This window comes from Citrobacter sp. Cpo032, assembly GCF_030332975.1.
Classification (GTDB): Bacteria; Pseudomonadota; Gammaproteobacteria; order Enterobacterales; family Enterobacteriaceae; genus Citrobacter; species Citrobacter portucalensis.
The window spans coordinates 55,973-82,161 of the sequence record NZ_JAOWGU010000052.1; the positions used below are offsets into that span (position 1 = coordinate 55,973).

Genomic DNA, 26,189 nt, shown 5'->3' on the forward strand with positions numbered 1-26,189 from the left:
TAATTCCGTAGGCCTGATAAGCGCAGCGCCGTCAGGCAAGGCAAACTAAAACCATATAGCGCAAAAAATGAAAAACCCGCCGAAGCGGGTTTTGAGGCAGGCATTAGTTACCGCCAAACATCTCTTTAATCCAACCGGCTACGCCATCGCCGTCCTTCTTCTCCTGCTGCGGCGGTTGCTGCTGTTGAGGCTGCTGTTGCTGCGGCTGCTGAGAAGATTGATCGAACGGATTACCCGACTGCTGCAACATCTCACCCTGTTGACACAGTGAATCCGGATCGGTGGTCCATACCGGAAGCGTGCGCATACCCCCGCTACAAACGAAGTTACCGTCGTAGTCTACGCCCATATCCACCACATCCTCCGGTGGCGTCAGCACCAGCGGTGTTGGCGTCTGGTTGGCCAGATAACGCTGATAAATCGACATCGCGCCGCTGGCACCGTACAGCTTGGTTGGCTGGTTGTTATCGCGGCCCACCCAGGTGATGGTCACCTGGCTGCCGTCGATCCCGGCAAACCAGGTATCCACGTTGTTGTTGGTGGTCCCGGTTTTCCCTGCCAGATGCAGACCCGGATACTTCGCGCCAAGCTGGCGACCCGTACCACGCTGAACCACCTGCTGCATAGTCCACAGCGTCATATACGCCGCCTGCGCCGGAACAGCACGCTCGGCCTGTGGGAAGCTCTGGTACAGCACGGTACCATCTTCGGCAATCACCGAACGCAGCGCCGACAGCGGCGCGCGGTTCCCACCGCTGGCGATAGTCTGGAACGCCTGCGCCACTTCGATTGGCGTCAGGTTTAACGCACCCAGCAGCATGGCCGGAACCGGGTTAAGCTGATCTTTCGGCGCACCCAGCTTCAACCAGGTATCGGTTACAGCAGGCAGGCCCAGCGCCATCCCCAGATTTACCGTTGGCACGTTCATTGAACGCGTTAACGCATCCACCAGCATTACTTTGCCGCTTTCGCTATAGCGACGGTCATCGTTCTGCGGTGACCACACCTGGCCGTTCGGCTGACGCAGCGCAATCGGCGCATCGGCAATCCAGGTATTCAGGCGGTACAACTTCGGCTGGCTGAGCGCGGTCAGATAGGTTGCAGGCTTGGCCAGAGAACCAATCGAACGACGCGCCTGCATCGCACGGTTATAGCCCGCAAACTGCGGTTCTGCTCCGCCGACCATGGCGCGAACTTCACCACTAAAGCGGTCAACGACCACAATCGCGGTTTCCAGATCGCTCAGCTTACGCTGTTTCTTCAATACCGGAATGCCTTCCACCGCCGCTTTTTCTGCGGCGTCCTGCGCCACGGAATCAAAGGTGGTGAAAATCTTCACGCCGGAGAGATCTTTAACTTTATCGCCCAGCTTCGCCTGGAGCTCCTGACGCACCATCTGCATAAAGGCAGGCTGCGGGGAGATCACCCCACCACGCGGCTGTACGCCTAGCGGACGCGCGCTCAGCATGTCATACAGATCCTGGTCGATAATCTGCTGCTGCTGCAGAAGACGCAGAACCAGGTTACGACGCTCCAGCGCCAGCTTCGGGTTACGCCACGGGTTGTAGATCGACGCCCCTTTAACCATCCCCACCAGCAGCGCCTGCTGGTCGAGGCTCAGCTCTTCTACCGGACGACCGAAATAATAGAGGCTCGCCAGCGGGAAGCCGCGAATCTCGTTATCACCGCTTTGGCCGAGATAGACTTCGTTCATATACAGCTCAAGAATGCGGTCTTTGCTGTAACGCGCATCCATGATCAGCGCCATATAGGCTTCGTTGGCCTTACGCCAGTAGGAACGTTCGCTGGACAGGAACAGGTTTTTCACCAGCTGCTGAGTCAGCGTACTGGCCCCCTGTACCGTACGACCCGCCGTCAGGTTCGCCAGCACCGCACGACCAATGGAATAAAGGCTGATACCGTCATGCTCATAGAAGTGACGGTCTTCGGTCGCCAGCAGCGTATCCACCAGCAGATCCGGGAAGCCGCTACGCGGAACAAACAGGCGCTGCTCACCGTTAGGTGAAGAGAGCATGGTGATCAGACGCGGATCGAGACGGAAGAAACCGAACTGGCGGTTGTTATCCATATTCTCGATGGTGTCCAGATGATCGCCGTCAAAGGTCAGACGCGCACGCACCTGCCCTTCTTTGCTGTCCGGGAAGTCAAACGGACGACGAATCATCTCGATGCTCTTCGCCTGCACGGTAAATTCGCCCGGACGCGTCATCTTCGTCACCTGACGGTACTGCGTGGCCTCCAGCAGCTTCACCATCTCGTTCTTGCCGATAGGCATTTCTGGCTCAAGGTTAACCATACGGCCATAAACTGCCGCAGGAAGCTGCCAGACTTTGCCATCAATACGGCTACGAATTTTTTGGTCCAGATAAACGCCGTAAATGGCGATCAGCACCAAAAAGACAATCGACAGTTTTACCAGCAGCCAGAACCAGCCGCGCTTACCACGAGGCTTACGCCCTTTGCCCTTACCCTTACGCGGCATCGGTTCTTCATCCTCATAGTCATCATCATCATAATCGTCGTCATACTCTTCATCTCTGAGTTGACGACGGCTCACCTTTTGTTTCACCGGACGCGAGGGTTTCCCTTTACGTCCAATTGGCTCGCGGTCATTCCCCGCCATGCTTTTTCTCCGCAACATTCAGGCGCAAGGGCCCGATTCTCTGTTCTTCCGTCCTGCGACAGAAGAAGAAATCTCTCAATTATTACCGCTCTTTCGCCGGATGCGGCATAACGCCTCATCCGGCCTACAGTTACATTACGAATACTTTTTGGTGCGCCGCGTTGGCGCAGTATTCGCCGGATCGTCCGGCCAGACATGTTTGGGATAACGCCCTTTCATCTCTTTTTGCACCTCGCGGTACGATCCCTGCCAGAACGCGCTCAGATCGCTGGTCACCTGTAGCGGTCTTTGGGCCGGCGACAGCAACTCCAGCACCAGCGGCACGCGCCCCTGGGCAATGGTTGGGGTCTTTGCTTCACCAAACATTTCCTGCATCCGAACCGCCAATACTGGAGGATTATCCTCATGATAGCGAATGGCAATCCGGCTTCCCGTCGGCACAGTGTAATGCGCAGGCAGCTCACTATCCAGACGTTGCAACATTGACCAGTCCAGTAAACCGCGCAACGCCTGTCCCACATTGAGTGCTTTTAATGCGCGTAACGAGTGCACACCGCTCATGTGCGGCAGCAGCCAGGTCTCCAGCGACGCCAGCAGAGAATCCTCATCTACCGCGGGCCAGTCATACTCTGGCAACCAGTTTGCCGCACATTGCAGACGCAGTCGAAACTGCTCGGCTTCCGACGTCCAGTTGAGCACACTTAGCCCTTTATCGCGAATGCCATTCAACATCGCCTGATGCAACTCCTCTTCCGAGGGTTTGGCCAATGGCTGTACTTTTACCGTGAGCTGACCAATGCGCGACCGACGCAATGCCTTTAACGTTCCCTGAGTCTCATCCCATTCGATGGTGTCGGACTGTTGCAGCAGCTCAGGACATGCCTGCATCAGCGCCTCAATATCCAGCGGCAGAGCCAGCAAAATACGCGCGTCTGGCGCAGCGCTACCCTGCAACAAAAGTGGCGCTATCAGCCATTCATGGCGTCCTGAAGCGTCATCAGCATCCAGCATTGCGCCCATGCCATTCGCCAGTTGATAGCGCCCTTCCTGCCCGCGTCGACGCGCGATCCGATCGGTAAACGCCCGCGCCAGCAATGAGGGGAGCAACATGCTGTCGGGCTGTCCGCTGCTAACGTTAAGCCGTTTCAGCAACTGTTGACTGCGCTGCTGCCAGGCGGGCTGATTTCGTGAAAACGCCACGGTCAGATCGGTACTTCCGCCGCGCGGCGGCTCTTCCAGAATCGCAGCCAGTTTTGCCGCCGTAGCCGCTTCGGTATTATTTTTGGCACCGACCAGCATCGCCGCTAAACGAGGATCGTTACCCAATGCCGCCATTTTCTGTCCGCGAGCACTGAGCCTGTCGCCCTCAAGCGCGCCCAGCATCTGCAACAGCCGTTTTGCCGCCTGCAGATTGATGGCGGGCGGCGTATCCAGCCAGTTCAGTTGTTCAGGTTCGGTACATCCCCATTGCAGCAACTCCATCAGTAGCCCGGACAGATCGCTCTGCAATATCTCCGCTTCCCCCTGCGCTGCCGCTCTTTCTGCCTGCTCTTTGGCAAGCAGATGCACGCAAATACCGGGCTCCAGACGACCCGCACGTCCCGCGCGCTGAGTCATCGAAGCCTGGCTGATGCGCTGGGTAATCAGTCGCGTCAGACCGGTACGCACGTCATAGCGCGCCACGCGTTCCTGGGCGCAGTCCACCACCAGTCGGATGCCTTCGATCGTTAAGCTGGTTTCAGCAATATTGGTGGCCAGCACCACTTTGCGTTTGCCTTGCGGCGCGGGCACAATCGCCTGACGCTGCTCGGAAAGCGTTAACGCGCCGTACAGTGGACACAGCACAACATCGCTGCCTACACGCGTAGCCAGCTGCTCCTGTACACGCAGGATTTCACCCACACCCGGTAAAAACAGCAGCAGTGACCCACCTTCATGGCGCAATAGCTCCGCCGTCGCTATCGCTACCGCTTCATCAAAACGCAAATGCGCCGCCAACGGCTGATACCGCCGCTCAACGGGAAATGCGCGGCCTTCAGAAACGATCGTCGGCGCATCGGGCAACATCTGCTGCAAACGCCCGTTATCCAGAGTGGCGGACATAATCAACAGTTTCAGCTCGTCCCGCAGCCCTTGCTGCACATCCAGCAATAGCGCCAGCGCCAGATCAGCCTGTAAACTCCGTTCGTGAAATTCGTCGAGGATCACCAGCCCGACGCCTGTCAGTTCAGGATCGCGTTGGATCATCCGCGTCAGGACGCCCTCTGTTACCACTTCCAGCCGGGTCTGCGGCCCTACGCAACTTTGTGCGCGCATGCGATAACCCACGGTTTCACCCGGCTTTTCGTTCAGCAATTCCGCTAATCGCTGCGCCACATTACGCGCCGCCAGGCGGCGCGGCTCCAGCAAAATAATCCGCCCCGTGATACCGCGATGCTCAAGAAGTCGCAACGGCAGCCAGGTCGATTTCCCGGCACCGGTCGGCGCCGTCAGCAGAACCTGCGGCGAGGCATCAAGGGCGGTAAGCAGTTCAGGCACTACGGCGGCAACGGGCAACGACGTCACAAATGGCTCCAGAGGGTTAACATTCTTCGCGCTGCATTGTAGCATCGCGTTAATTCATAACCGAGTATCCATCATGTCTGAGCCAAAAAGGCTGTTCTTTGCGATTGAATTGCCAGCCGGGGTTCGGGAGCAGCTAATCCACTGGCGGGCCGCACAGTTCCCCCCTGAAGCGGGTCGCCCCGTCGCGGCTGATAATCTGCATCTGACGCTGGCCTTTTTAGGCGACGTCAGCGCTGAGAAGCAACAGGCGCTGTCGCAGCTCGCGGGGCGTATTCGCCAGCCGGGTTTTACGCTCAAACTCGATGATGCCGGGCAATGGTTGCGATCCCGGGTTGTGTGGCTGGGAATGCGTCAGCCGCCGCGCGGGTTGCTGCAACTGGCGAATATGCTGCGGGCACAGGCCGCACGCAGCGGTTGCTACCAAAGCCCGCAGCCGTTTCATCCACATATCACGCTGCTGCGCGATGCCGGCCACGCGGTGCCAATCCCGCCACCGGGCTTTGGCTGGTCGTTTCCAGTCACGGAATTTGCGCTTTATTCCTCCTCATTTGCGCGAGGACGCACGCGTTACACGCAGTTGCAACGCTGGACGCTGACTGAATAATCAAAGGGACTGTTTATGCAATTTTCTCCACCTTTACAACCAGCAACGCTCATCCAGCGCTATAAGCGCTTTTTAGCGGATGTGATCACACCAGATGGCACAGAGTTAACGTTACACTGCCCAAATACCGGTGCGATGACCGGATGCGCAATGCCAGGTGACACCGTTTGGTATTCGACATCAGAAAATACTAAACGCAAATATCCACATACCTGGGAATTAACGCAAACTCAATCCGGTGAATTTATTTGTGTTAACACGCTGTGGGCCAACAGATTAACGAAAGAGGCGATTCAGCAGGCGTTAATTTCAGAAGTTTCAGGCTACAGCACTTTGAAAAGTGAAGTAAAATACGGCGCCGAAGGGAGCCGCATCGACTTTTTGTTACAGGCAGATTCCCGACCTGACTGCTATATTGAAGTGAAATCAGTCACGTTGGCGGAAAAAGAGCAGGGTTATTTTCCCGATGCCATCACTGAACGAGGTCAGAAGCATCTTCGGGAATTGATGAGCGTAGCGGCTGAAGGCAAGCGGGCAGTGATATTTTTCGCCGTGCTACATTCAGCCATTACACGGTTTTCACCCGCGCGCCATATCGATGCAAAATATGCGCAATTATTAGTTGAAGCACAGCTTAAGGGGGTTGAAATTCTGGTTTATAAAGCGGAACTTTCTGCCCACGGTATGACTCTTAAAGAGCCGTTGCCCATTACCTTGTAATGGTGTAAATATCTGGTCAATTAGTATTCTGGGCGCGTGGGCAAATACGCTTTTCCTCACAGGGTTGTCAAGTGTTACGTTTAGATAATTGCTATCCGGAAAAGCATCTGCTATTTATAGCGACCTGATTTTTCCCCCGAACATGGGGATCGATAGTGCGTGTTAAGGAGAAGCAACATGCAAGAAGGGCAAAACCGTAAAACATCGTCCCTGAGTATTCTCGCCATCGCTGGGGTGGAGCCGTACCAGGAGAAACCGGGCGAAGAGTATATGAACGAAGCCCAGCTGTCGCACTTCAGGCGTATTCTTGAGGCATGGCGCAATCAACTTAGGGATGAAGTCGATCGCACCGTAACTCATATGCAAGACGAAGCGGCTAACTTCCCTGATCCGGTGGACCGCGCCGCACAGGAAGAAGAATTCAGCCTTGAGCTGCGTAACCGTGACCGTGAGCGCAAACTGATCAAAAAGATCGAGAAGACGCTGAAGAAAGTAGAAGACGAAGATTTCGGCTACTGCGAATCATGCGGCGTAGAAATTGGTATTCGCCGTCTGGAAGCACGTCCTACAGCCGATCTGTGCATCGACTGTAAAACGCTGGCAGAAATCCGCGAAAAACAAATGGCAGGTTAATTCCGGTCATTTTTACCACGTTTACTACAGGCGGGAGCTTCTCCCGCCTTATTATTTGTTAGTCCGCAAAATGAGCGATTCACACTATATAGGCCGCTTCGCCCCTTCCCCTTCTGGCGAACTGCATTTCGGTTCACTAATTGCCGCCCTCGGGAGTTACCTGCAGGCCCGTTCACAGCGCGGAATCTGGCGAGTGCGCATTGAAGATATTGACCCCCCTCGTGAAGTTCCCGGTGCTGCAGATACGATTCTGCGTCAGCTGGAACATTACGGACTGCACTGGGATGGCGATATTTTATGGCAATCCCAACGTCATGATGCCTACTGCGAGGCGCTCGCCTGGTTACATCAACAGGATCTGAGCTATTACTGCACCTGTACGCGGGCGCGTATTCAAAGCGTCGGCGGTATTTATGACGGCCACTGCCGTGAGTTACGCCTCGGACCAGAGCAGGCGGCTGTCCGCATAAAGCAACGCCATCCGGTGATGCAGTTTACTGACCAACTGCGCGGTGAGATTCAGGCTGACCCGCAGCTTGCGAGGGAAGATTTTATTATCCACCGACGCGACGGGCTGTTTGCCTATAACCTCGCTGTGGTGGTTGATGACCACTTTCAGGGCGTAACGGAGATTGTACGCGGCGCCGATCTTATCGAACCCACGGTGCGGCAAATCTCTTTGTATCAGCAGTTTGGCTGGCAAGCGCCTGACTATATTCATCTTCCGCTGGCGCTCAACGAACAAGGCGCTAAACTTTCAAAACAAAATCATGCACCTGCGCTGCCGCAAGGCGATCCGCGTCCGGTGATTATTGCCGCGCTGCGCTTTCTCGGCCAGCGTGCCGATATCCCGTGGCAGGATATGCAGGTTGATCAGATCCTGGAGTTTGCCGTTGAGAATTGGCGTCTGACAGCGGTGCCTGAATCGGCGATCTTAAATCCGGCATTCTCAAATGCATCATGCTGAGCTATGATTAGCCGCTATTTTTACACAGCAACACTTGTTCTGATTGAAGTTTGACACTACCGAGGTGCACTATTTTTACCCGAGTCGCTAATTTTTGCCGCAAGGTGCTAAGCCGCGAGGAGCGCGAGGCTGAGCTCGCCGTCGCCCGTCCACATATGACGGTAATTCCGCGTGAGCAGCACTCTATCTCCCGCAAAGATATCAGTGAAAATGCCCTGAAGGTAATGTACAGGCTCAATAAGGCCGGATACGAGGCATGGCTGGTTGGCGGTGGTGTACGCGATCTTTTGCTGGGCAAAAAACCGAAAGATTTTGATGTCACCACTAACGCAACGCCGGATCAGGTGCGCAAACTGTTTCGTAACTGTCGCCTGGTCGGTCGCCGTTTCCGTCTGGCCCATGTCATGTTCGGCCCAGAAATTATCGAAGTGGCGACTTTCCGCGGTCATCATGAAGGCAGCGAATCCGATCGCACAACATCGCAGCGTGGGCAAAACGGTATGCTGCTGCGTGACAACATCTTCGGCTCCATCGAAGAAGATGCCCAGCGTCGCGACTTCACGATCAACAGCCTGTATTACAGCGTGGCCGATTTCACCGTACGTGATTACGTCGGGGGAATGCAGGATCTCGAAGAGGGCATCATTCGCCTGATCGGTAATCCGGAAACGCGCTACCGCGAAGATCCTGTACGTATGCTGCGCGCCGTGCGCTTTGCCGCCAAGCTCGACATGCGTATCAGCCCGGAAACCGCGGAGCCTATCCCGCGTCTGGCTACCTTGCTTAACGATATTCCTCCTGCACGCCTGTTTGAAGAAGCGCTCAAGCTGTTACAGGCGGGCTATGGGTACGAAACCTATAAAAAACTGCGTGAGTACAGCCTGTTCCAACCGCTGTTCCCAACCATTACGCGCTACTTCACCGAAGACGGTGATAGCCCGATGGAACGCATCATTGCCCAGGTACTGAAGAATACCGATAACCGCATTCACAATGATATGCGCGTTAACCCGGCGTTCTTGTTTGCTGCCATGTTCTGGTATCCGTTACTGGAAGCCGCACAGAAAATTGCGCAAGAAAGCGGTCTGGCCTATTACGACGCTTTCGCGCTGGCAATGAACGACGTGCTGGACGAAGCCTGCCGCTCGCTGGCGATCCCGAAACGTCTGACCTCACTGACCCGCGATATCTGGCAGTTGCAGTTACGTATGTCCCGTCGCCAGGGCAAACGCGCCTGGAAGCTGATGGAGCATCCAAAGTTCCGCGCAGCTTACGACCTGTTAGCGCTGCGTGCTGAAGTCGAACACAACGCGGAATTGCAGCGACTGGCGAAATGGTGGGGTGAATTCCAGGTTTCAGCGCCGCCGGAACAAAAAGGCATGCTGAACGAGCTGGATGAAGAGCCAGACGTACGCCGTCGCCATCGTCGCCCGCGTAAACGCGCGCCACGCCGCGAAGGTTCCGCGTGACCAATTGCGTATACCCAATGGATTTCGGGTTGCATCAAGGCGGCGACACAGCGAACTCCCGGGAGCGTACATCAGTACGTGACTGGGATGAGCGAGGAAAGCCAACACAGATGCAGCCTGAAAGACGACGGGTATATATCGCTATTGGCAGCAACCTCGCCTCCCCGCTGGAACAGGTGAATGCTGCCATACAGGCGATCGGTGAAATTCCCGACAGCCGCATTATGGCCGTCTCTTCATTTTACCGCACACCGCCATTAGGCCCACAGGATCAGCCCGATTACCTGAACGCCGCCGTGGCGCTGGAAACCACCCTCGCCCCCGAAGCGTTGCTGGACCATACCCAGCGTATTGAACTGCAACAGGGCCGCGTGCGCAAAGCTGAACGCTGGGGGCCACGAACGCTGGACCTCGACATTATGCTGTTTGGCGATGAAGTGATTAACACCGAACGTCTGACCGTGCCGCACTACGACATGAAAAACCGGGGCTTTATGCTGTGGCCGTTAGTTGAAATCGCGCCAGAACTGCTCTTCCCTGGCAATACTCCGCTCCGTACTTATCTCGCCCAGAATTACCCTCAACGTCCTGCTCTCTGGTAATAGCACTGATTTCCGGAACACTGCGTGAAGAGGCTCGGCACAATTGATGCCCGTATAACCATTCAACGTTAACCACGCAATCACAACATGGTCATAACCATTTGATATAACATTCAATATTATATTTTTCGACAATCATACAAAGCGTTAATATTTTAAATCACCAATTAACATTGCCCTTGTTATTTTTTTTACAACAATATTGTATTTTTTCTAATCAATAAAAAAACATCAATCACAGTGATATAAAAGATAAACCATATCCAAGCATTCTTTTTTTCTCTACATAAAAACTGTCACAGAATCAATACGTCTAATACAAACATCAACAAGATAAATGCTATAAATGCAAATATCTCCATCCTCTCAACAATCTACGCTTAAAAATCTTACAGAAACAATAATTAGTTGAAAAAATCAACCTCCAATAAATATGAAATTCAAATATCATTTGCGTTAAAAATAATAACATCAAAACAAATAGACTTTATGAATTTTACATTTCATGCTGATGTTTGCTTTAATCCACTCGCAATAATTTATTCACCAGTTATTTTTAAAGTCATTAAGTTCTAATAAGGACATTACGAAATGAATAAGACGCTACTCGCTATAGCATTCTCTACAGCGCTGCTCTCCTCTTCCGCTTTTGCCCTCGATGGTGGTCAGGTAGACTTTGCCGGTCTGGTCAGCGACAACACCTGTACGCCGCACGTGAATGGCGGCAGCCAGGACGGTCAGGTTCAGTTGAACACGGCTGTCACGGCGGATGTTGCGAGCGACAAGGGCGTTCAGGGCAGTGAGCCTGGCGTACAACCTGAACCGTTCTACATCACCGTAGATTGCGGCTCCAGCAACACCAACTCGAAAGCGCACCTGAGCATGGCTTCAACGTTCTTCAGCAACAGCCTCGGTACGCTGAACAACGATGACTCTATCTCCAACCCGGCTACCGGCGTTAACCTGGCCATCCATGCGATCGATGCTTCCGGATCTGCACTGGCCTATACCCAGGTCAAAGTAAACGACGCTGCCGATATTCACGATGCAACTTTTGATGCTGACGGCGTCGCCAAATTCAACTTTGTCGTCTCATATGTAAGGCAGTCCAGCGCCGTTCCGGTGACAGCAGGCTATGTGAAGTCTAATACGGCCTATACTTTAACCTATAATTAATTGTTAATATTCATGGGGTTATCGAAAGCAACAAGATAACTCCATCATTTACCCCTGAAAACCAAATACAGCCGATGATGTTAAATTGCTATTGAGCAGAATATTTTAAGATTTAATTAAACATGCTTTTATTTTTTTTCATCATACATGATGAATGTCAAATAAAAACAAATACACCAAATATATACATGATAACAATAAACCAAAAGAAAACAATAAACCAAAAATATAAAACACGGTTATTTTTATCGCAAACATAATATAAGCAGCATAAATATCATGGTATTTTTAGAGGGTCGGTCATGGCAGAACAAAAGCGAAATCAATACATAAACAAAATATTCATTCCGTGAATACCATATTGAGAAACATCCTTGCTCGGTATTTTTCTATTTCCAGCGCGAGTTTTATAATCTCGGCGGTCTGAAATGACATTTATTTTTAATAAGGATATTTCAACATGAAATTAAAGTTAATTGCTTTATCACTGGTGCTGTCTGCCGCCTCTACAACATCTGCATTCGCCCTTGATGGCGGCCAGGTAGACTTTGCCGGTCTGGTCAGCGATAACACCTGCACGCCGCACGTGAACGGCGGTAGCCAGGACGGCCAGGTTCAGTTGAACACGGCTGTCACGGCGAATGTTGCAAGCGACCCAGGTGTACAGGGCAGTGAGCCTGGCGTACAACCTGAACCGTTCTACATTACCGTAGACTGCGGCTCCAGCAACGCCAACACGAAAGCGCACCTGAGCATGGCTTCAACGTTCTTCAGCAACAGCCTCGGTACGCTGAACAACGATGACTCTATCTCCAACCCGGCTACCGGCGTTAACCTGGCCATCCACCAGGTCGATGATTCTGGCTCCGCGCTGGCCTATACCCAGGTCAAAGTAAACGACGCTGCCGATATTCACGATGCATCTTTTAATGCTGACGGTGTGGCAAAGTTCAACTTCGTCGTTTCTTACGTTAAGCAGTCTGATGCTGTCCCTGTAACCGCGGGCTACGTGAAATCCAACACAGCGTATACCGTAACCTACGAATAATCATTCGTATTTGGCAGGAGGGGCATCGTGTGCTTTATCACAATTTCCCTCCTTATATACCAACATGGAGGAATAACTATGACCAGGATGTGTCGCTCCCTTTCTTTTGCTATTACTGCACTATTGGCTGTCCAACCGGCATTTGCAGATATTGTCCTTTCCGGCACGCGTATTATTTATAAAGCCGCACAAAAGGACACCACCATTCGACTGGAAAATAAAGGCTCGACACCAGCGCTAGTACAAAGCTGGCTGGATGACGGCGATCCAAACGCTGATCCCAGTACCATCAATGTACCCTTTAACGCCACACCACCGGTTTCCCGTATCGAACCGGGACGGGGACAAACGGTAAAATTGACCTATACAAGCAACAGCACGTTACCTAATGATCGCGAAAGCATCTATTGGTTTAACGTGCTGGAAGTTCCCCCCAAAATGAAAGATGCAGAGGTAAAAGATAAAAATATCCTGCAATTGGCTTTCCGCACGCGTATCAAAATGTTTTACCGCCCGGACGGACTGGCAGGTATCGCATCAGAAGCCCCGCAGAAATTGCAGTGGCGCATCCAGCAAAAAGCAGGGAAACCCGTCATTCATGTGACTAACCCTACCGGCTATTTTGTCTCGTTTAATAAAATTGAAGCCGTTGTTGGCGGACGAAAATATGCTGTTTCCGCTTCAATGGTTGCCCCCAAAGGCGAATCCGATTTCACCATTTCTGGCTTAACCGGCACACCCACCAAAACCAGCATTAACTATATTGCGATCAGTGATTTTGGCGGCGCAATTAACGGCAAGGTGAATATTTAACGCTTACCTTTACTCTTTGGGATGCGCCAATGATACTGCTGTCGAAAAATTTCAGGGTTACTTTCCTGGCCCGCTTTATTGTCTGTACTCTATTACCCGGCAGCTTTTGCGCATGGGCTGAAAATGAAACGATGGAGTTTGACAGCTCGTTTTTAATGGGACCGGGATCAAGCCAGGTCGATCTTAGTCGTTATTCCGACGGTAATGCGATCTCCCCTGGCGTCTACGATGCCAGCGGCTACGTTAATAATGATCTGGTCACCACGCTGAAGGTCGAGTTCATCGATATCGCGCATAACGGTAAAACACAGGCATGCATTACGCCCAAGATGCTCAGCCAGTTACATATTCGTTTGCCTGACGATATACCCGAAAAAGCCGTACTGGTGAAACGTGAGGAAAGCATTAACAACTGCCTTGATCTCGCGCTCGCTATTCCCCAGTCAACCAACCACTTTGACGGCGGCGACCAGCGTCTGGATATCGGCGTACCACAAATGTGGGTGCAAAAAGGTTTCGCCAACTATGTTGATCCTTCGCTGTGGGATGACGGCATCCCTGCCGCCATGTTGTCGTACAACGTCAGTGCGTGGAAAAATGAGAACGACTACGGTACTGAAGACAGCGTCTATGCTGGCTTTAATGGCGGTGTAAACCTGGGCGCATGGCATTTCCGCGCACAAGGCAACTACTCAAGGCAAAAAGACGGCGGCAGCAATATTGACTATCAAAACCGCTATATGCAGCGAGATATCGCCGCGCTACGCTCCCAGTTGATCATTGGTGAATCCGGCACCAGCGGTGAGGCTTTCGACACCGTCAACCTACGCGGTATTCGCCTTTATAGCGAATCACAAATGCTGCCACCGCAGCTTGCCAGCTATGCGCCAACAATTCGTGGCGTGGCCAACAGTAACGCCAAAGTCACCATTACACAGAACGGCTACAAAATTTATGAGACCACGGTCCCGCCAGGGCCGTTTGCGATTGATGACCTCTCGCCATCCGGGTATGGCGCCGATTTAGAGGTCACCATTACCGAAGCCGACGGCTCGAAGCATAGCTTTAGTCAGGCGTTTTCATCTCTGGTACAAATGATGCACCCTGGTGTTGGCAAATGGGATCTCAGTGTGGGCCAGGTCAACGACGATAGCTTACGTGATGAGCCGGGATTGGCACAGGGCACGTTCTATTACGGTTTTAACAACACATTCACCGGTTTTAGCGGTATTCAGGCCACAGACAACGGCTATCTTGCTGGGTTATTGGGGTTGGGGATGAACACCCTAATCGGTGCTGTCTCCTTTGACGTCACCCAATCACAGACTAACGTTCCTGACGATAAAACATACAGCGGTCAGAGCTACCGCGTGTCGTGGAATAAATTCTTCGCACCTACGGACACCTCATTGAACATCGCCGCCTACCGCTATTCGACGAAAGACTATTTGGGTCTGAGCGATGCGCTGAGCATTATTGATGATGCCAAACACAGCGACAGTGACACTGCCCACGGCATGAACAACTATTCGCGGATGAAAAACCAGTTCACCATCAGCCTGAATCAAAGTCTGAAAAACGGGGATATCAACTACGGTTCGCTCTATCTGAACGGCAGTTGGGCCGACTACTGGGTAACCAATGATTCCCGCAGCAGTTTCTCTGCAGGCTACAGCAATAGCCTGGGCTGGGCCAGCTACAGCATCAACGTGCAGCGCACCTATGACGAAGACAATCACCGCGATGACTCGGTCTACCTGAGCGTGACAATCCCACTGGATAAATTGCTGGGCACCGACCGGGACAGCGGCGGCTTCCGCACACTGAACAGCAGCGTCAGCAGCGATTTCGACGGTAGCAATCAATTCAACACCAGCGCCAGCGGATACAGCGCCGATAGCCGCTGGAACTACAGCATCAGTACCGCCTACGACATGGAAAAAGAGGACAAAGATCTCTCCACCATTAGTTCCTACGTAAGCTACGACTCCAACTACGGCAATATCACCGCGTCCGCATCGGCCAGCAATGACAGCTCGCGTCAGTATTCATTAAATACCGATGGCGCCTTTGTGCTGCACAGCGGCGGGCTGACCTTCAGCAACCAGAGCTTTAGCGACGGCGATACGCTAGTGCTTATTGATGCCCCTGGCGCGAAGGGCGCGCGTATTGATTACGGCAACAGCACAATCGACCGCTTCGGCTACGGTATCGGCAATTCATTAACGCCGTACCGAGAAAATATCGTCTCACTTGATATTAACGAACTGGATAACGATATCGAAATGAAAAGCACCAGCGCAACCGTGATCCCACGGCGCGGGGCCGTAGTAATGAGCCAGTTCGCAACCGATCAGGGGCGTTCCGCGATTATTAACCTGGTCCGCAGCGATGGTCAGCCGATTCCGTTCACCGCTGAGGTCTTCGACCAGAATAATAATATGCTCGGCACTGTTGGCCAGGGCAGCCAGGCGTTTGTCCGTGGTATCGATGACAGCGGCGAGCTGGAAGTGCGCTGGAGCTTACAGAACCAGGCACAGCGCTGCCGTTTGCATTATCAGGTTGCTTCAGGCAATGAAGACGCGCCAGGTAAGACCCTCGTCCTCAACGCCGTTCCTTGCAAGATGCAATAGATTACGAGGATAAAGGATGAGAAAACACCACGTAGTCAACGTACTGGCGCTCACTTACGCACTGCTGGCGTCGCCAGGCTTTGCCAGTACTCAGGGACTGAGCCTTAACTTCACCGCAGTCATTGAAGAGACCACCTGTGTGATGAAAGTCACCAGCCTCAATAACTCGTCTCTCAGCGGCAGCGACACTCAGTATGCGCTCACCATCCCGAATATCGGGATTTCTGAGCTGCTTAACGTTACCGCCAATACAGAAGGTAGCTTCAGGCTCAAGCCACAAGAGTGTAATAACGACATAGCCTCAATCACGATGACCGTGAAAGGAACAACGCTTTCAAACAGCAACTACATGCTGCAAAACGCGCTGACCAGCGGAAATGCCGAAAACGTCGGTCTTGGCTTTAAGCCGGACGGAGAAGATGACACGGCCCGTCTGAAACTCGACGGCACGGAAAAAACGACCTGGAAACAAAGCCAGATCGCTGACGGTATGGATCTAAGCGCCTTTTTTCGTCGTGCCAGTACCTCATTAATCCCAACGGCTGGAGACTTTCAGGCCAAGGTCACCTTTACTTTTACCTATCAATAGCAGGGAGGCTATGTTGATGCGATATTTATTTCGGCTATGTGGCGCACTGTCGGTTCTCCTCCCCGCATTGCCGGGCTACGCGGGCACAAACTCGCTGGAGATGACGGTTTCCACCACGATTACACCATCAACCTGTCAGGCAGCGCTACACGACAACACCGGCAAAGTAAATGGCATTGTCGATATTGGCGATGTCTATATTCCACAAATCGTGAATAAAACCAACTCACAGGCTTTTTCACTGGTATTCAGCAACTGCGTGGGGCTGGCCAAAAAACAGGCTACCGTCACCCTAACGGCGAAAACCGGTTGCGATGGCGCTTCTGGCGGTGGCAACGGCTTTCGCAACGCGCTAAACGGTAGCGACGACGCTGCCAACGTGTCCGCGGAAATCTGGACGACGTCAACACCAGCCAGCAGCGGCAGCAAACAGCTAAGTTGCGCCAGCCCGGTACAGCAACTGGTCGATCTGGCCCAGGCCAGCGATGAAACCACGGTCGCCATACCGCTCAGCGCCCGCATCGTGCTGTCCTCTGGCAGCACCGTCGCGGATTTACACACTGGCGCCTTCTCTACCCAGGGCCTGTTCACTATTACCTATGAGTAAGACACGATGAGCAAACTATTGCGAAGCGCCATCACCATTGGCTTTTTGTTACTGGCCCCCATGCTCGAGGCCGACACCGATGTAGAAATTAGAGCCAATGTAGTTAATACCAGCTGTGAAGTCTCAGTCGACGATAACGGCCTGGTGGATTTAGGTACAAAAAGCTACGACTATTTTGCCAGCGGTGTAACTGCGGAAGATCCCTACCAGGGCGGCAGCACCTTTTATATCCACGTTAAAGACTGTATGCCGGTCAGCGGCAAAGATCCGTCGAAACTCACCATTCATTTTTCGCCACTATCCGGTAGCTTCGCCCCCGGCTCCGCACAGATTTTTGCCAACGACGCCAGCGACGGCGCGAAAAATGTTGGGGTGGTGATTTTTTCCGTCAACGATGCCAACAATATCTATAACGTAATGAACACCGACGGTACACCGCGTAGCCAATATGACGTCACCGCCGCCGACTACGCCGATAGCCGCTATTCGTTTTACGCCCGGATGCAGAAAGTACAGTCCGGCCAGGCCATCGTCAGCGGCGCGGTGAAGTCCAGCGTGCTGGTGTCAGTTTATTACGAATAAAAATTACAAGGAGATAGCAATGAGAGGGAACACACCTGCGGAATATCGTAAATTTAAAGGACGGCAGACGGTACTTTCCGTTGTTGTGTCTACTTTATTGGTCATATTGTTATCTTTTCCCGCAGCAGGTTATGCGCAGACAGATACCTTTGTGTTAGGCAACGGGGAACATAACTATGAGTATGGTGGCCCATCAAGCGATGGTACTAACCAGTTAATTTATCCGAGTGGGCGCACCGTCTATTTCAGCCGCACAAATGCGCTGGCACCCGCGAACGTCACCATCAACTGGAACGGTGCCCATGGCTCATCATCGGCAAATAACAGTCTTTATTGCTACGTTTCAGATCAAGGTCAGAGCACTACGGGTACCTTATCAGTGGAGTCCGGCCTCGTTTCTGCGGGTAGCTACGGCGGAGTCGATATTTTTAAAACAAACATTACCGGGCTCTATTTCTCGCTGGAGTTACGTAGCTTTAGTTCATATAGCCTCAAAGTCAGTGCCCCAAATTTGCAGATACAGAACGGTATTATGCACAACGTGATTTCAGTCAGCGATAATGGCGGCTGTAAGGGCCCGAACCAATCAGGACCAGGATATTACTATACCTGGGGTGGGCTGGGTTACTATGCCGCGGTAACATTTTACACCGATCAAACTTATACTCCGGGCAACTCAACGATCACGCTGCTCAAAAATGGCGATTATCATGTGCGCTTCTGGAACGAGAACGTAGGGGCCGGTATTAAAAGTTATTATCTGAATGCTACCTTTGATGTCAGCGCAGTAACCGTCGCAGAACCCACCTGCACCACACAACCGGTGGCCAGCGGCAGCAGCGTTAGCGGTACTACCGTCGATCTTGGCCACTACAGCCCGAACGACATTATTAACGGCGCCACGGCGGTGCCGTTTTCCATCAAGCTGGCGGGTTGTAGGGGCCTGCGCAATATCAACGTGACGCTCACCTCCACCACTGTCGCTAAAACCCCCACTCTGCTGGGTAATATACTGACCAGCAACAAAGCCACTGGCGTGGGTCTGGAGATCAGCGGCGCGGCCAATAGCTATAGCCAGCAGATGGTGATGATCCCCAACGATACCACCTCGATCTATAACGATCAGCGCGATACTTCCAGTGATGACAATATCTACGGTAGCAGTGAAAATGGTGTCGTCCAGTCGCAAACCCTCAATTTTTTGGCGACGCTCAAACGTGACGGCACCCAGCAAATCGGGTCAGGGAATTTCAAAGCGAACGGCATATTCACCATCGACTACCCCTAATGTCTGTTTAAGTGGTGGTCGATAAGTTTCCCACAAAGGGCTAACGCTTTTCTGATTCATTCCCCTACAATGCGGCCATTCTATTCATCAATATTATGGCCGGAGAGGTTATGAGCAAACCCACTACTATCGCTGTGCTGCAGAAATGCAAACAAGAGAAAAAGCGCTTCGCCACCATTACCGCGTACGATTACAGCTTCGCCAAATTATTCGCCGATGAAGGCATCAATGTGATGCTGGTCGGTGATTCGCTGGGCATGACGGTACAGGGACACGACTCCACCCTGCCCGTCACCGTTGAAGACATTGCTTACCACACCCGGGCTGTACGTCGCGGCGCGCCCAACTGTCTGCTGCTCTCCGACCTGCCGTTTATGGCTTACGCCACCCCGGAACAGGCGTTTGAAAACGCTGCTGTCGCCATGCGTGCGGGCGCAAATATGGTCAAAATTGAAGGCGGTGCCTGGTTGGTAGATACGGTGAAAATGCTCACCGAACGCGCCGTACCGGTTTGTGGTCATCTGGGATTAACGCCTCAGTCAGTGAATATCTTCGGCGGCTATAAAATTCAGGGCCGAGGCGATGCCGGACAGGTACTGCTGGATGACGCACTGGCCTTAGAAGCAGCGGGCGCTCAACTGCTGGTGCTGGAGTGCGTACCGGTTGAGCTGGCGAAGCGCGTCACTGAAGCGCTGACGATTCCGGTGATTGGAATTGGCGCCGGTAACGTCACCGACGGGCAAATCCTCGTCATGCATGATGCGTTTGGTATTACCGGTGGCCACATCCCGAAATTTGCGAAGAATTTCCTCAATGAAGCAGGCGACATGCGCGCCGCAGTGCGGCAGTATATGGCTGAAGTGGAGTCCGGCGTTTATCCGGGCGAAGAACACAGTTTCCATTAAGGAGTCTTGTCGTGTTAATCATTGAAACCCTACCGCTGCTGCGCCAGCATATTCGTCGTCTGCGTCAGGAAGGCAAACGCGTAGCACTGGTTCCCACCATGGGCAACCTGCACGACGGCCATATGAAACTGGTCGATGAAGCAAAAGCCCGGGCTGATGTGGTGGTAGTGAGCATTTTCGTTAACCCGATGCAGTTCGACCGCCCCGACGATCTGGTGCGTTATCCGCGTACGCTGCAGGAAGATTGCGAAAAGCTGAACAAACGCAAAGTTGATTATGTCTTTGCACCAGCCGTTGAGGAAATCTACCCGCAGGGTCTGGAAGGTCAGACTTTCGTTGATGTTCCCGGCCTCTCTACCATGCTGGAAGGTGCCAGTCGTCCAGGTCACTTCCGTGGCGTTGCCACCATCGTCAGCAAGTTGTTTAACCTGATCCAACCCGATATCGCCTGCTTTGGTGAAAAAGATTTCCAGCAACTGGCGCTGATCCGCAAAATGGTAGCGGACATGGGTTATGACATTGAAATCGTTGGCGTACCGATTATTCGTGCCAAAGACGGTCTGGCCCTCAGCTCACGTAACGGTTATCTGACGGCAGAACAGCGTAAAATCGCGCCGGGCCTGCACAATGTGATGAACGGTATCGCTGAAAAGCTGATTGCGGGTAATCGTGAGCTGCAAGAAATTATTGCCATAGCGGAACAAGAGCTGAATGAAAAAGGCTTTCGCGCCGACGATATTCAGATCCGCGATGCCGACACGCTGCTGGAGTTGACTGAAACCAGTAAACGCGCCGTAATTCTGGCTGCCGCCTGGCTGGGTCAGGCGCGTCTGATCGATAATCAAAGCGTTACATTAGCCCAGTAGACAGGGGTTAAAAATCGGGCAATACTGCCTGAAGATTTCTCAAAGCAGGCCAGTCACGCCTGCTTAGCCAAGGTAAACGACAGGGTATAGACGTTATGATTCGCACCATGCTGCAAGGCAAGCTCCACCGCGTAAAAGTCACGCAGGCGGACCTGCACTACGAAGGCTCCTGCGCCATCGACCAGGATTTCCTTGATGCCTCAGGTATTCTGGAAAACGAAGCTATTGATATCTGGAACGTGACCAACGGTAAACGTTTCTCAACCTATGCGATTGCTGCTGAACGCGGCTCCAGAATCATTTCAGTGAACGGTGCAGCGGCGCATTGCGCTGATGTTGGCGATATTGTAATTATCGCCAGCTTCGTCACCATGTCTGACGAAGAAGCCCGTACATGGCGTCCGAAAGTGGCCTATTTTGAAGGCGACAACGAAATGAAGCGCACAGCGAAAGCTATTCCGGTACAGGTTGCCTAAACTTCAATAATAGGACAACCCTTCCAGAAAACATATTTTGGGGTGGGTTGTCTTTAATTTAATATTACGAATAAATAATATTATTTATTATTTATACCATCATTTAAATAAGGCATTTTAATTTTACTTAAAAGAACGTGAAGTATTTCTAATAAATAACACTATTCCCTTTCACCTTCCCCCTCTATAAAATGCGTTTGAAATATAATATTTCAACAAATAAGATATATGAAAACATATCTTATATTTATGCTTAATACCTAAATATGGACATTAGAAATGTTTTTTAGAAAATATGGCGTAGCAGCTTTTATTGCAATGACTTTGAGTGCGGGTTCTGCAATGGCTGCAGAGCCTGATACAGGTACCATTACTTTCCACGGTCTGGTTTCTAACAATACCTGTAAAATCTCTCTTGATCATAAAATCGATCAAGATGGTAACGATTTTGACGTTACTCTGGATACCGTTTTTGTTAAAAACTTCGCTACCGCACTGGGTGAAAACAGCACTCTGGGCGAAAAACAGTTCACTCTGAATCTGAGTGAATGTGATAACGCAACGGTAAAAGATGCCTCCGCTCAGTTTGATTCCTGGGGCGGTTCCAGCTCAACCTCCGGTGGCCTGTTAGTACCACCGGCGAATCTGCAGGGTGCCGCAGAAAACGTTAACCTGGTGCTGGCTAACAACGGCAACGGCGCTACCGATCTGATCAAAGTTGACCAGACTAACAACACCCAGAAAGCCACTATTTCCGCTGATGGCACCGGTGACCTGTTCTACCGCGTAGCCTACACCCAAGGCCAGAAGTGGAATGCAGACAGCAGTCCGGTAACGGCAGGAACCGTACAGGCGCAAGTTGCCTTCACCGTTATTTATAACTAATCCTTTTATTTAAAAGATTAGCCAATCCCTCAGCGGCTGTGCTGGGGGATTTTAAAGAGTGCCTACAGGGAGGGTAAAATGGTCAATATGGTTATTACAAAGGGATTTAAAGCCACCTGCTTCGCTGCTGCGGCCTTCGCGGCATTTACAACATTCCAGGTAAACGCGGATATCGTCATTTCCGGAACACGTATTGTGTACCCGCAGTCATCAAAAGACGTGATTGTGAATCTGGATAACCGAGGCAATAAACCGCTACTGGTGCAAACCTGGCTGGATGACGGGCGTGACGGTGTTAATCCGCAGGAGCTAAAACTGCCATTTGTCATTACGCCTCCGGTATCTCGTATCGATCCACAAAAAGGGCAATCCTTACGTATTACGTATATGGGTAGCGCATTACCTCAGGATCGAGAATCGCTGTTTTGGTTTAACGTGCTGGAAATCCCGCCAAAATCAAAAGCGAAAGAAGGCGAAAGTTTAAATCAACTTCAACTCGCCTTTCGCACCCGGATCAAACTATTTTTCCGCCCGGATGGTCTGAAGGGCACGCCTGGCGATGCGGCTGCAAACCTGAAATGGTCGCAAAAAAAAGAAGGCAATACGCTTTCGTTGTTTGCCCAAAATGACAGCCCGTACAACGTTTCCGTTTCCAACGTAAAATTAAAAATGGGCGGTAAAGAATATACTGTCGACAGCAAATCCGTTTTGCCCTTTAGTGGAGTCAGCATGTCCGTAAAAGGTCTTTCGAATAATATTAGCGGTACCGTTATCTATAACACCATTAATGATAATGGTGGCACAGATAAGCGAGAAGCAAAAATCGACTAATCACTTATAACAATTACGTACCAATATAGCGGGCAATTATTGCCCGCATTAATTATTCGGAAAAACAATGCTATTTCAACGCTCATTATTATGTCTTGCTATTGGCACAGCACTCCCTTTTTCTGTTTCTGCTGCAAATTCAGAAGCCGAAAAAACCGTTGTTGAGTCGGACGAAGCCGTAGAATTTAACGAGCAATTTTTACTTAATAGCGGTGCGAATATCGATATTAGTCGCTATGCGTATGGCAACCCGGTACTTGCCGGAACCTATCGTGTGAAAGTGAATCTTAACAATGCGTTGAAATCCACCTCTGAAATTACCTTTAATGAAAACGGTACGCCACGCGCCAGTGCATGTCTGACACCGCTTTTACTCACCAAGGCAGGCGTTGACCCCGCGGCAATGCGCGATGACGTCGAGCTCGACGACAACACCACGTGTCTGGATATAAAAAAATACTACCCCGGAGCAACGGCGAATTACGATTCTGGCAAACAGGCTATGGATCTCAACTTCCCGCAGATTTATATCCTGAAGCGCCCCGCCGGGTACGTTGACCCATCACTGTGGGAAGATGGCGTTCCGGCGGCCATCGTCTCTTATGATATGAACGCCTGGCACAGTGAAGGCAATGGCACAACATCCGATACCGCCTACATGGGTCTGCGTTACGGTTTAAATATGGGGCCGTGGCGTTTGCGTTCCCGAGGTAGCCTTAACTGGAACAAAGATACTGGTAGTGAATACAACAATCAGGACGTTTATTTACAGCGAGATATCACCGCGCTGAAAGCACAAATGGTAATAGGCGATTCCTACACCCGTGGCGATGCGTTTGACTCCTTCAGCCTGCGCGGGGCGCGCATGTATAACGATGACCGCATGTTACCGATGGGATCCAGCAACTACGCGCCCGTCATCCGCGGCGTAGCCAACAGCAACGCCAAAGTCACGGTGATGCAAAGTGGCAATAAAATCTACGAAACGACCGTACCACCGGGTGCATTTGAGATTAACGACCTCAGCACCACGGGTTACGGTAACGATCTGCTGGTCACCGTAGAAGAAACCGACGGCAGCAAACGGAGCTTTACCGTCCCCTTTTCTTCTGTCACCCAAATGTTGCGCCCTGGCGCGACACGTTGGGATATCGGCGTCGGCGAACTAAACGATGATTCTTTGCATGATAAACCGCAGGTGGGTTATGCGCAGTTTTACTATGGCCTAAACAACACCTTTACCGGCTATATCGGCGCGCAATATACCGATATGGATTTCTATGCTGGGTTATTAGGCCTGGCAATGAACACCGGCATTGGCGCATTCGCCTTTGATGTGACGCAATCTCACGCCAGTATTGATGATCTCGGCACGCTCAGTGGGCAAAGCTACCGGCTGACCTACAGCAAAATGATCGAGGCGACCAATACCTCATTTAACGTCGCCGCTTATCGTTTTTCTACTGAAGACTACCTCAGCCTCAATGACGCCGCGTCTCTGCAAGACAGCGTTAAGCACCAGCACTATGCCCAGCAAAGTTATCGCTCAGGTGATGAGCTTTATGCTGATTACCAACGTACCAAAAATCAGGTACAGCTCAGCATCAACCAACCCTTAAACCAGGGAGAAACAACCTGGGGTTCTGTATATGTCAGCGGAACATGGCAGGACTACTGGAATGATGCGGGATCAACGGCCAACTATAGTGTGGGTTACAACAACAGTTTTGCCTACGGCAGCTATAGCGTGTCATTACAACGCGCCTATAACCAGAACGGCAGTAAAGACGACAGTATCTATCTCAGTTTAAGTATTCCGTTGAGTATGTTTTCCCACAGTGGGGAACGTTCGGACAGCTTCTCCAATATCAATATGGGCCTGCGTTCTGACATGAAGGGCGGAACTAACGTCAACTCCACCGCCAGTGGCAATACCAAAGATAATGACATCAGCTACTCCGTGAGCGCCGCGTCAAGCAGCGGTAATTACGGCAACCTGAATCAGGTGAGTGGTTTTGGCTCCCTCAACAGCAGCTATGGCCCATTAGGACTTTCCGCCTCGTTTGGCGACGACAATAGCCGGCAATATTCCGCCAGCTACAGCGGAGGTATGGTGCTGCATTCTGGCGGCGTGGCGTTCGCGCCGGGCAGCATTGGCGAAACCGATGCCGTCGCGCTGGTGAAAGCCAGCGGCGCACAGGGCGCAGGACTAGGCTACAGCAGCAGCGAAATCGGCAGCTCGGGATATGGCATTTTGCCGTATATGTCAGCCTACCGCGAAAACCGGGTTTCTCTGGATATCAGCTCGCTGGAGAACGATGTTGAAGTCAAAAGCACCAGTACGGTTACCGTACCGCGCAGCGGTGCCGTTGTGCTGGTGAATTTTGAAACCGATGAAGGCCGCTCACTGATTCTGGAATTACAGCGCAGCGATAAAGGCTTCATTCCTTTAGGCGCAGATGTCCTTAACGAGAAAAATGAAACTGTCGGTACCGTCGGCCAGGCCGGGCAAGCCTACGTGCGCGGCGTGGAACCACAGGGAGAACTTCGCGTGGTGTGGGGCAGTGGCAAAGAAAGCACCTGTACGGTGCGTTACCAGATAACTGAAACCACGGCAAAAGCGGGGCTAACCCTAGTACTGAACAATCAACTTTGCCACATGTAATTACCTGTTTAGGGAAAAACTAATGAGAGTTTATATGAAAAGAAACCGCCTCACTCTTCCCATTGCGGCATTTGTCGCAATGGCAGCCTCTGGAAGCGCGCTTGCCGCTAATTCCACAAACCTTGATGTTAACTTCACGGCCACAATTAAAGAAACCACCTGCGATATGAAACTGGTCGGTGGTACAGGCTCCGATACGATACAAGAATTAATCATTGGTAATAGTAGCGGTGAAGTTCGTATTGATGATGTAAGGGCGGGGACGGCAACGGCAGATTTTAAATTAGTGATTGTTGAATGCCCTGCGTCTCTTCAATCGTTAAAGACATCAATCAACGGAACGCCATCCGGGTATTCAACAAAAATATTAACGAATGGAACTAAAGGCTCAGCCGACTACACAGGGGTGTCAGTAGCGCGCTCATCCAAACCTGATGAACCTTTTGTTATTAATTCCACCGTCGATTCAGAACGTCTGGTCTGGAGTGAGGCAGAAATTAACAGTAAAGAGGTTCCGCTGATCGCCATCATGAAAGAGACCAATGCTAATTCGGCCACAACAGGGGCTTTCTCAGCCGTTGCGACATTCGTATTTACCTACGAGTAATTAACGCGGAACTA

General features: G+C 51.7%; 23 protein-coding genes. 21 read left to right on the forward strand and 2 right to left on the reverse strand.

Annotation, left to right across the window (positions count from 1 at the left end):
* Positions 1-103: 103 nt before the first annotated feature.
* Positions 104-2,644 carry a bifunctional glycosyl transferase/transpeptidase gene (gene mrcB / locus OGY33_RS22345; RefSeq protein WP_048214900.1) on the reverse strand — a complete coding sequence of 847 codons (2,541 nt, stop codon included), beginning with the start codon at positions 2,642-2,644 and terminating at the stop codon, positions 104-106.
* A gap of 135 nt (positions 2,645-2,779) precedes the next feature.
* Positions 2,780-5,209 (reverse strand): ATP-dependent helicase HrpB, encoded by a 2,430-nt coding sequence (hrpB, locus tag OGY33_RS22350; RefSeq protein ID WP_191238849.1) that lies wholly within the window; start codon positions 5,207-5,209, stop codon positions 2,780-2,782.
* Between the two features lie 73 nt (positions 5,210-5,282).
* Here hrpB and thpR point away from each other — a divergent pair, with 73 nt between their 5' ends.
* The 21 genes from thpR to OGY33_RS22455 all read left to right on the forward strand — a co-directional run bounded on the left by thpR (position 5,283) and on the right by OGY33_RS22455 (position 26,175).
* Positions 5,283-5,813, forward strand: coding sequence for an RNA 2',3'-cyclic phosphodiesterase (gene thpR, locus OGY33_RS22355; protein WP_048214902.1), 531 nt, complete (start codon positions 5,283-5,285; stop codon positions 5,811-5,813).
* 15 nt (positions 5,814-5,828) lie between these two features.
* Positions 5,829-6,533 carry a DNA/RNA nuclease SfsA gene (gene sfsA / locus OGY33_RS22360; RefSeq protein ID WP_048214903.1) on the forward strand — a complete coding sequence of 235 codons (705 nt, stop codon included), beginning with the start codon at positions 5,829-5,831 and terminating at the stop codon, positions 6,531-6,533.
* Between the two features lie 177 nt (positions 6,534-6,710).
* Complete coding sequence (gene dksA, locus OGY33_RS22365; RefSeq protein ID WP_003829221.1) at positions 6,711-7,166, forward strand: RNA polymerase-binding protein DksA; 456 nt, start codon at positions 6,711-6,713, stop codon at positions 7,164-7,166.
* Positions 7,167-7,236: 70 nt separating this feature from the next.
* Positions 7,237-8,133 carry a tRNA glutamyl-Q(34) synthetase GluQRS gene (gene gluQRS, locus OGY33_RS22370; RefSeq protein WP_191238850.1) on the forward strand — a complete coding sequence of 299 codons (897 nt, stop codon included), beginning with the start codon at positions 7,237-7,239 and terminating at the stop codon, positions 8,131-8,133.
* 71 nt (positions 8,134-8,204) lie between these two features.
* Positions 8,205-9,602 (forward strand): polynucleotide adenylyltransferase PcnB, encoded by a 1,398-nt coding sequence (pcnB, locus tag OGY33_RS22375; RefSeq protein ID WP_204528218.1) that lies wholly within the window; start codon positions 8,205-8,207, stop codon positions 9,600-9,602.
* A gap of 110 nt (positions 9,603-9,712) precedes the next feature.
* A complete protein-coding gene (gene folK / locus OGY33_RS22380) occupies positions 9,713-10,204 on the forward strand; it encodes a 2-amino-4-hydroxy-6-hydroxymethyldihydropteridine diphosphokinase (protein ID WP_048214906.1) in 492 nt (163 codons plus the stop codon).
* Between the two features lie 591 nt (positions 10,205-10,795).
* Complete coding sequence (locus OGY33_RS22385) at positions 10,796-11,380, forward strand: fimbrial protein (protein WP_076726054.1); 585 nt, start codon at positions 10,796-10,798, stop codon at positions 11,378-11,380.
* Between the two features lie 460 nt (positions 11,381-11,840).
* Entirely contained in the window at positions 11,841-12,428 is a 588-nt protein-coding gene (locus OGY33_RS22390) for a fimbrial protein (protein WP_048214908.1), read from the forward strand.
* A gap of 78 nt (positions 12,429-12,506) precedes the next feature.
* Entirely contained in the window at positions 12,507-13,241 is a 735-nt protein-coding gene (locus tag OGY33_RS22395) for a fimbrial chaperone (protein ID WP_048214909.1), read from the forward strand.
* A 29-nt stretch (positions 13,242-13,270) separates the two neighbouring features.
* Positions 13,271-15,874: an outer membrane usher protein gene (locus tag OGY33_RS22400; protein WP_080250723.1), complete on the forward strand. Its 2,604-nt coding sequence runs from the start codon at positions 13,271-13,273 to the stop codon at positions 15,872-15,874.
* A gap of 16 nt (positions 15,875-15,890) precedes the next feature.
* Positions 15,891-16,463 carry a fimbrial protein gene (locus tag OGY33_RS22405; RefSeq protein WP_048214911.1) on the forward strand — a complete coding sequence of 191 codons (573 nt, stop codon included), beginning with the start codon at positions 15,891-15,893 and terminating at the stop codon, positions 16,461-16,463.
* Between the two features lie 16 nt (positions 16,464-16,479).
* The gene (locus OGY33_RS22410; protein ID WP_048216356.1) at positions 16,480-17,070 is read left to right on the forward strand and encodes a fimbrial protein; all 591 of its coding nucleotides are present in this window, start codon (positions 16,480-16,482) and stop codon (positions 17,068-17,070) included.
* Positions 17,071-17,076: 6 nt separating this feature from the next.
* Positions 17,077-17,652 carry a fimbrial-like protein gene (locus OGY33_RS22415; protein ID WP_079945043.1) on the forward strand — a complete coding sequence of 192 codons (576 nt, stop codon included), beginning with the start codon at positions 17,077-17,079 and terminating at the stop codon, positions 17,650-17,652.
* 19 nt (positions 17,653-17,671) lie between these two features.
* The gene (locus OGY33_RS22420; RefSeq protein ID WP_149607628.1) at positions 17,672-18,940 is read left to right on the forward strand and encodes a fimbrial protein; all 1,269 of its coding nucleotides are present in this window, start codon (positions 17,672-17,674) and stop codon (positions 18,938-18,940) included.
* Positions 18,941-19,050: 110 nt separating this feature from the next.
* A complete protein-coding gene (gene panB / locus OGY33_RS22425; RefSeq protein ID WP_048214913.1) occupies positions 19,051-19,845 on the forward strand; it encodes a 3-methyl-2-oxobutanoate hydroxymethyltransferase in 795 nt (264 codons plus the stop codon).
* 11 nt (positions 19,846-19,856) lie between these two features.
* On the forward strand, positions 19,857-20,711 hold the full coding sequence (panC, locus tag OGY33_RS22430) for a pantoate--beta-alanine ligase (RefSeq protein WP_048214914.1): 855 nt from the start codon (positions 19,857-19,859) through the stop codon (positions 20,709-20,711).
* Positions 20,712-20,806: 95 nt separating this feature from the next.
* Positions 20,807-21,187: an aspartate 1-decarboxylase gene (panD, locus tag OGY33_RS22435; RefSeq protein WP_003018640.1), complete on the forward strand. Its 381-nt coding sequence runs from the start codon at positions 20,807-20,809 to the stop codon at positions 21,185-21,187.
* A 279-nt stretch (positions 21,188-21,466) separates the two neighbouring features.
* A complete protein-coding gene (locus OGY33_RS22440) occupies positions 21,467-22,072 on the forward strand; it encodes a fimbrial protein (RefSeq protein WP_048214915.1) in 606 nt (201 codons plus the stop codon).
* Between the two features lie 78 nt (positions 22,073-22,150).
* Complete coding sequence (locus OGY33_RS22445; RefSeq protein ID WP_191238851.1) at positions 22,151-22,903, forward strand: fimbrial chaperone; 753 nt, start codon at positions 22,151-22,153, stop codon at positions 22,901-22,903.
* Between the two features lie 67 nt (positions 22,904-22,970).
* Positions 22,971-25,568: an outer membrane usher protein gene (locus OGY33_RS22450; protein WP_191238852.1), complete on the forward strand. Its 2,598-nt coding sequence runs from the start codon at positions 22,971-22,973 to the stop codon at positions 25,566-25,568.
* 22 nt (positions 25,569-25,590) lie between these two features.
* Positions 25,591-26,175: a fimbrial protein gene (locus OGY33_RS22455; RefSeq protein WP_082193789.1), complete on the forward strand. Its 585-nt coding sequence runs from the start codon at positions 25,591-25,593 to the stop codon at positions 26,173-26,175.
* Positions 26,176-26,189 lie beyond the last annotated feature (14 nt).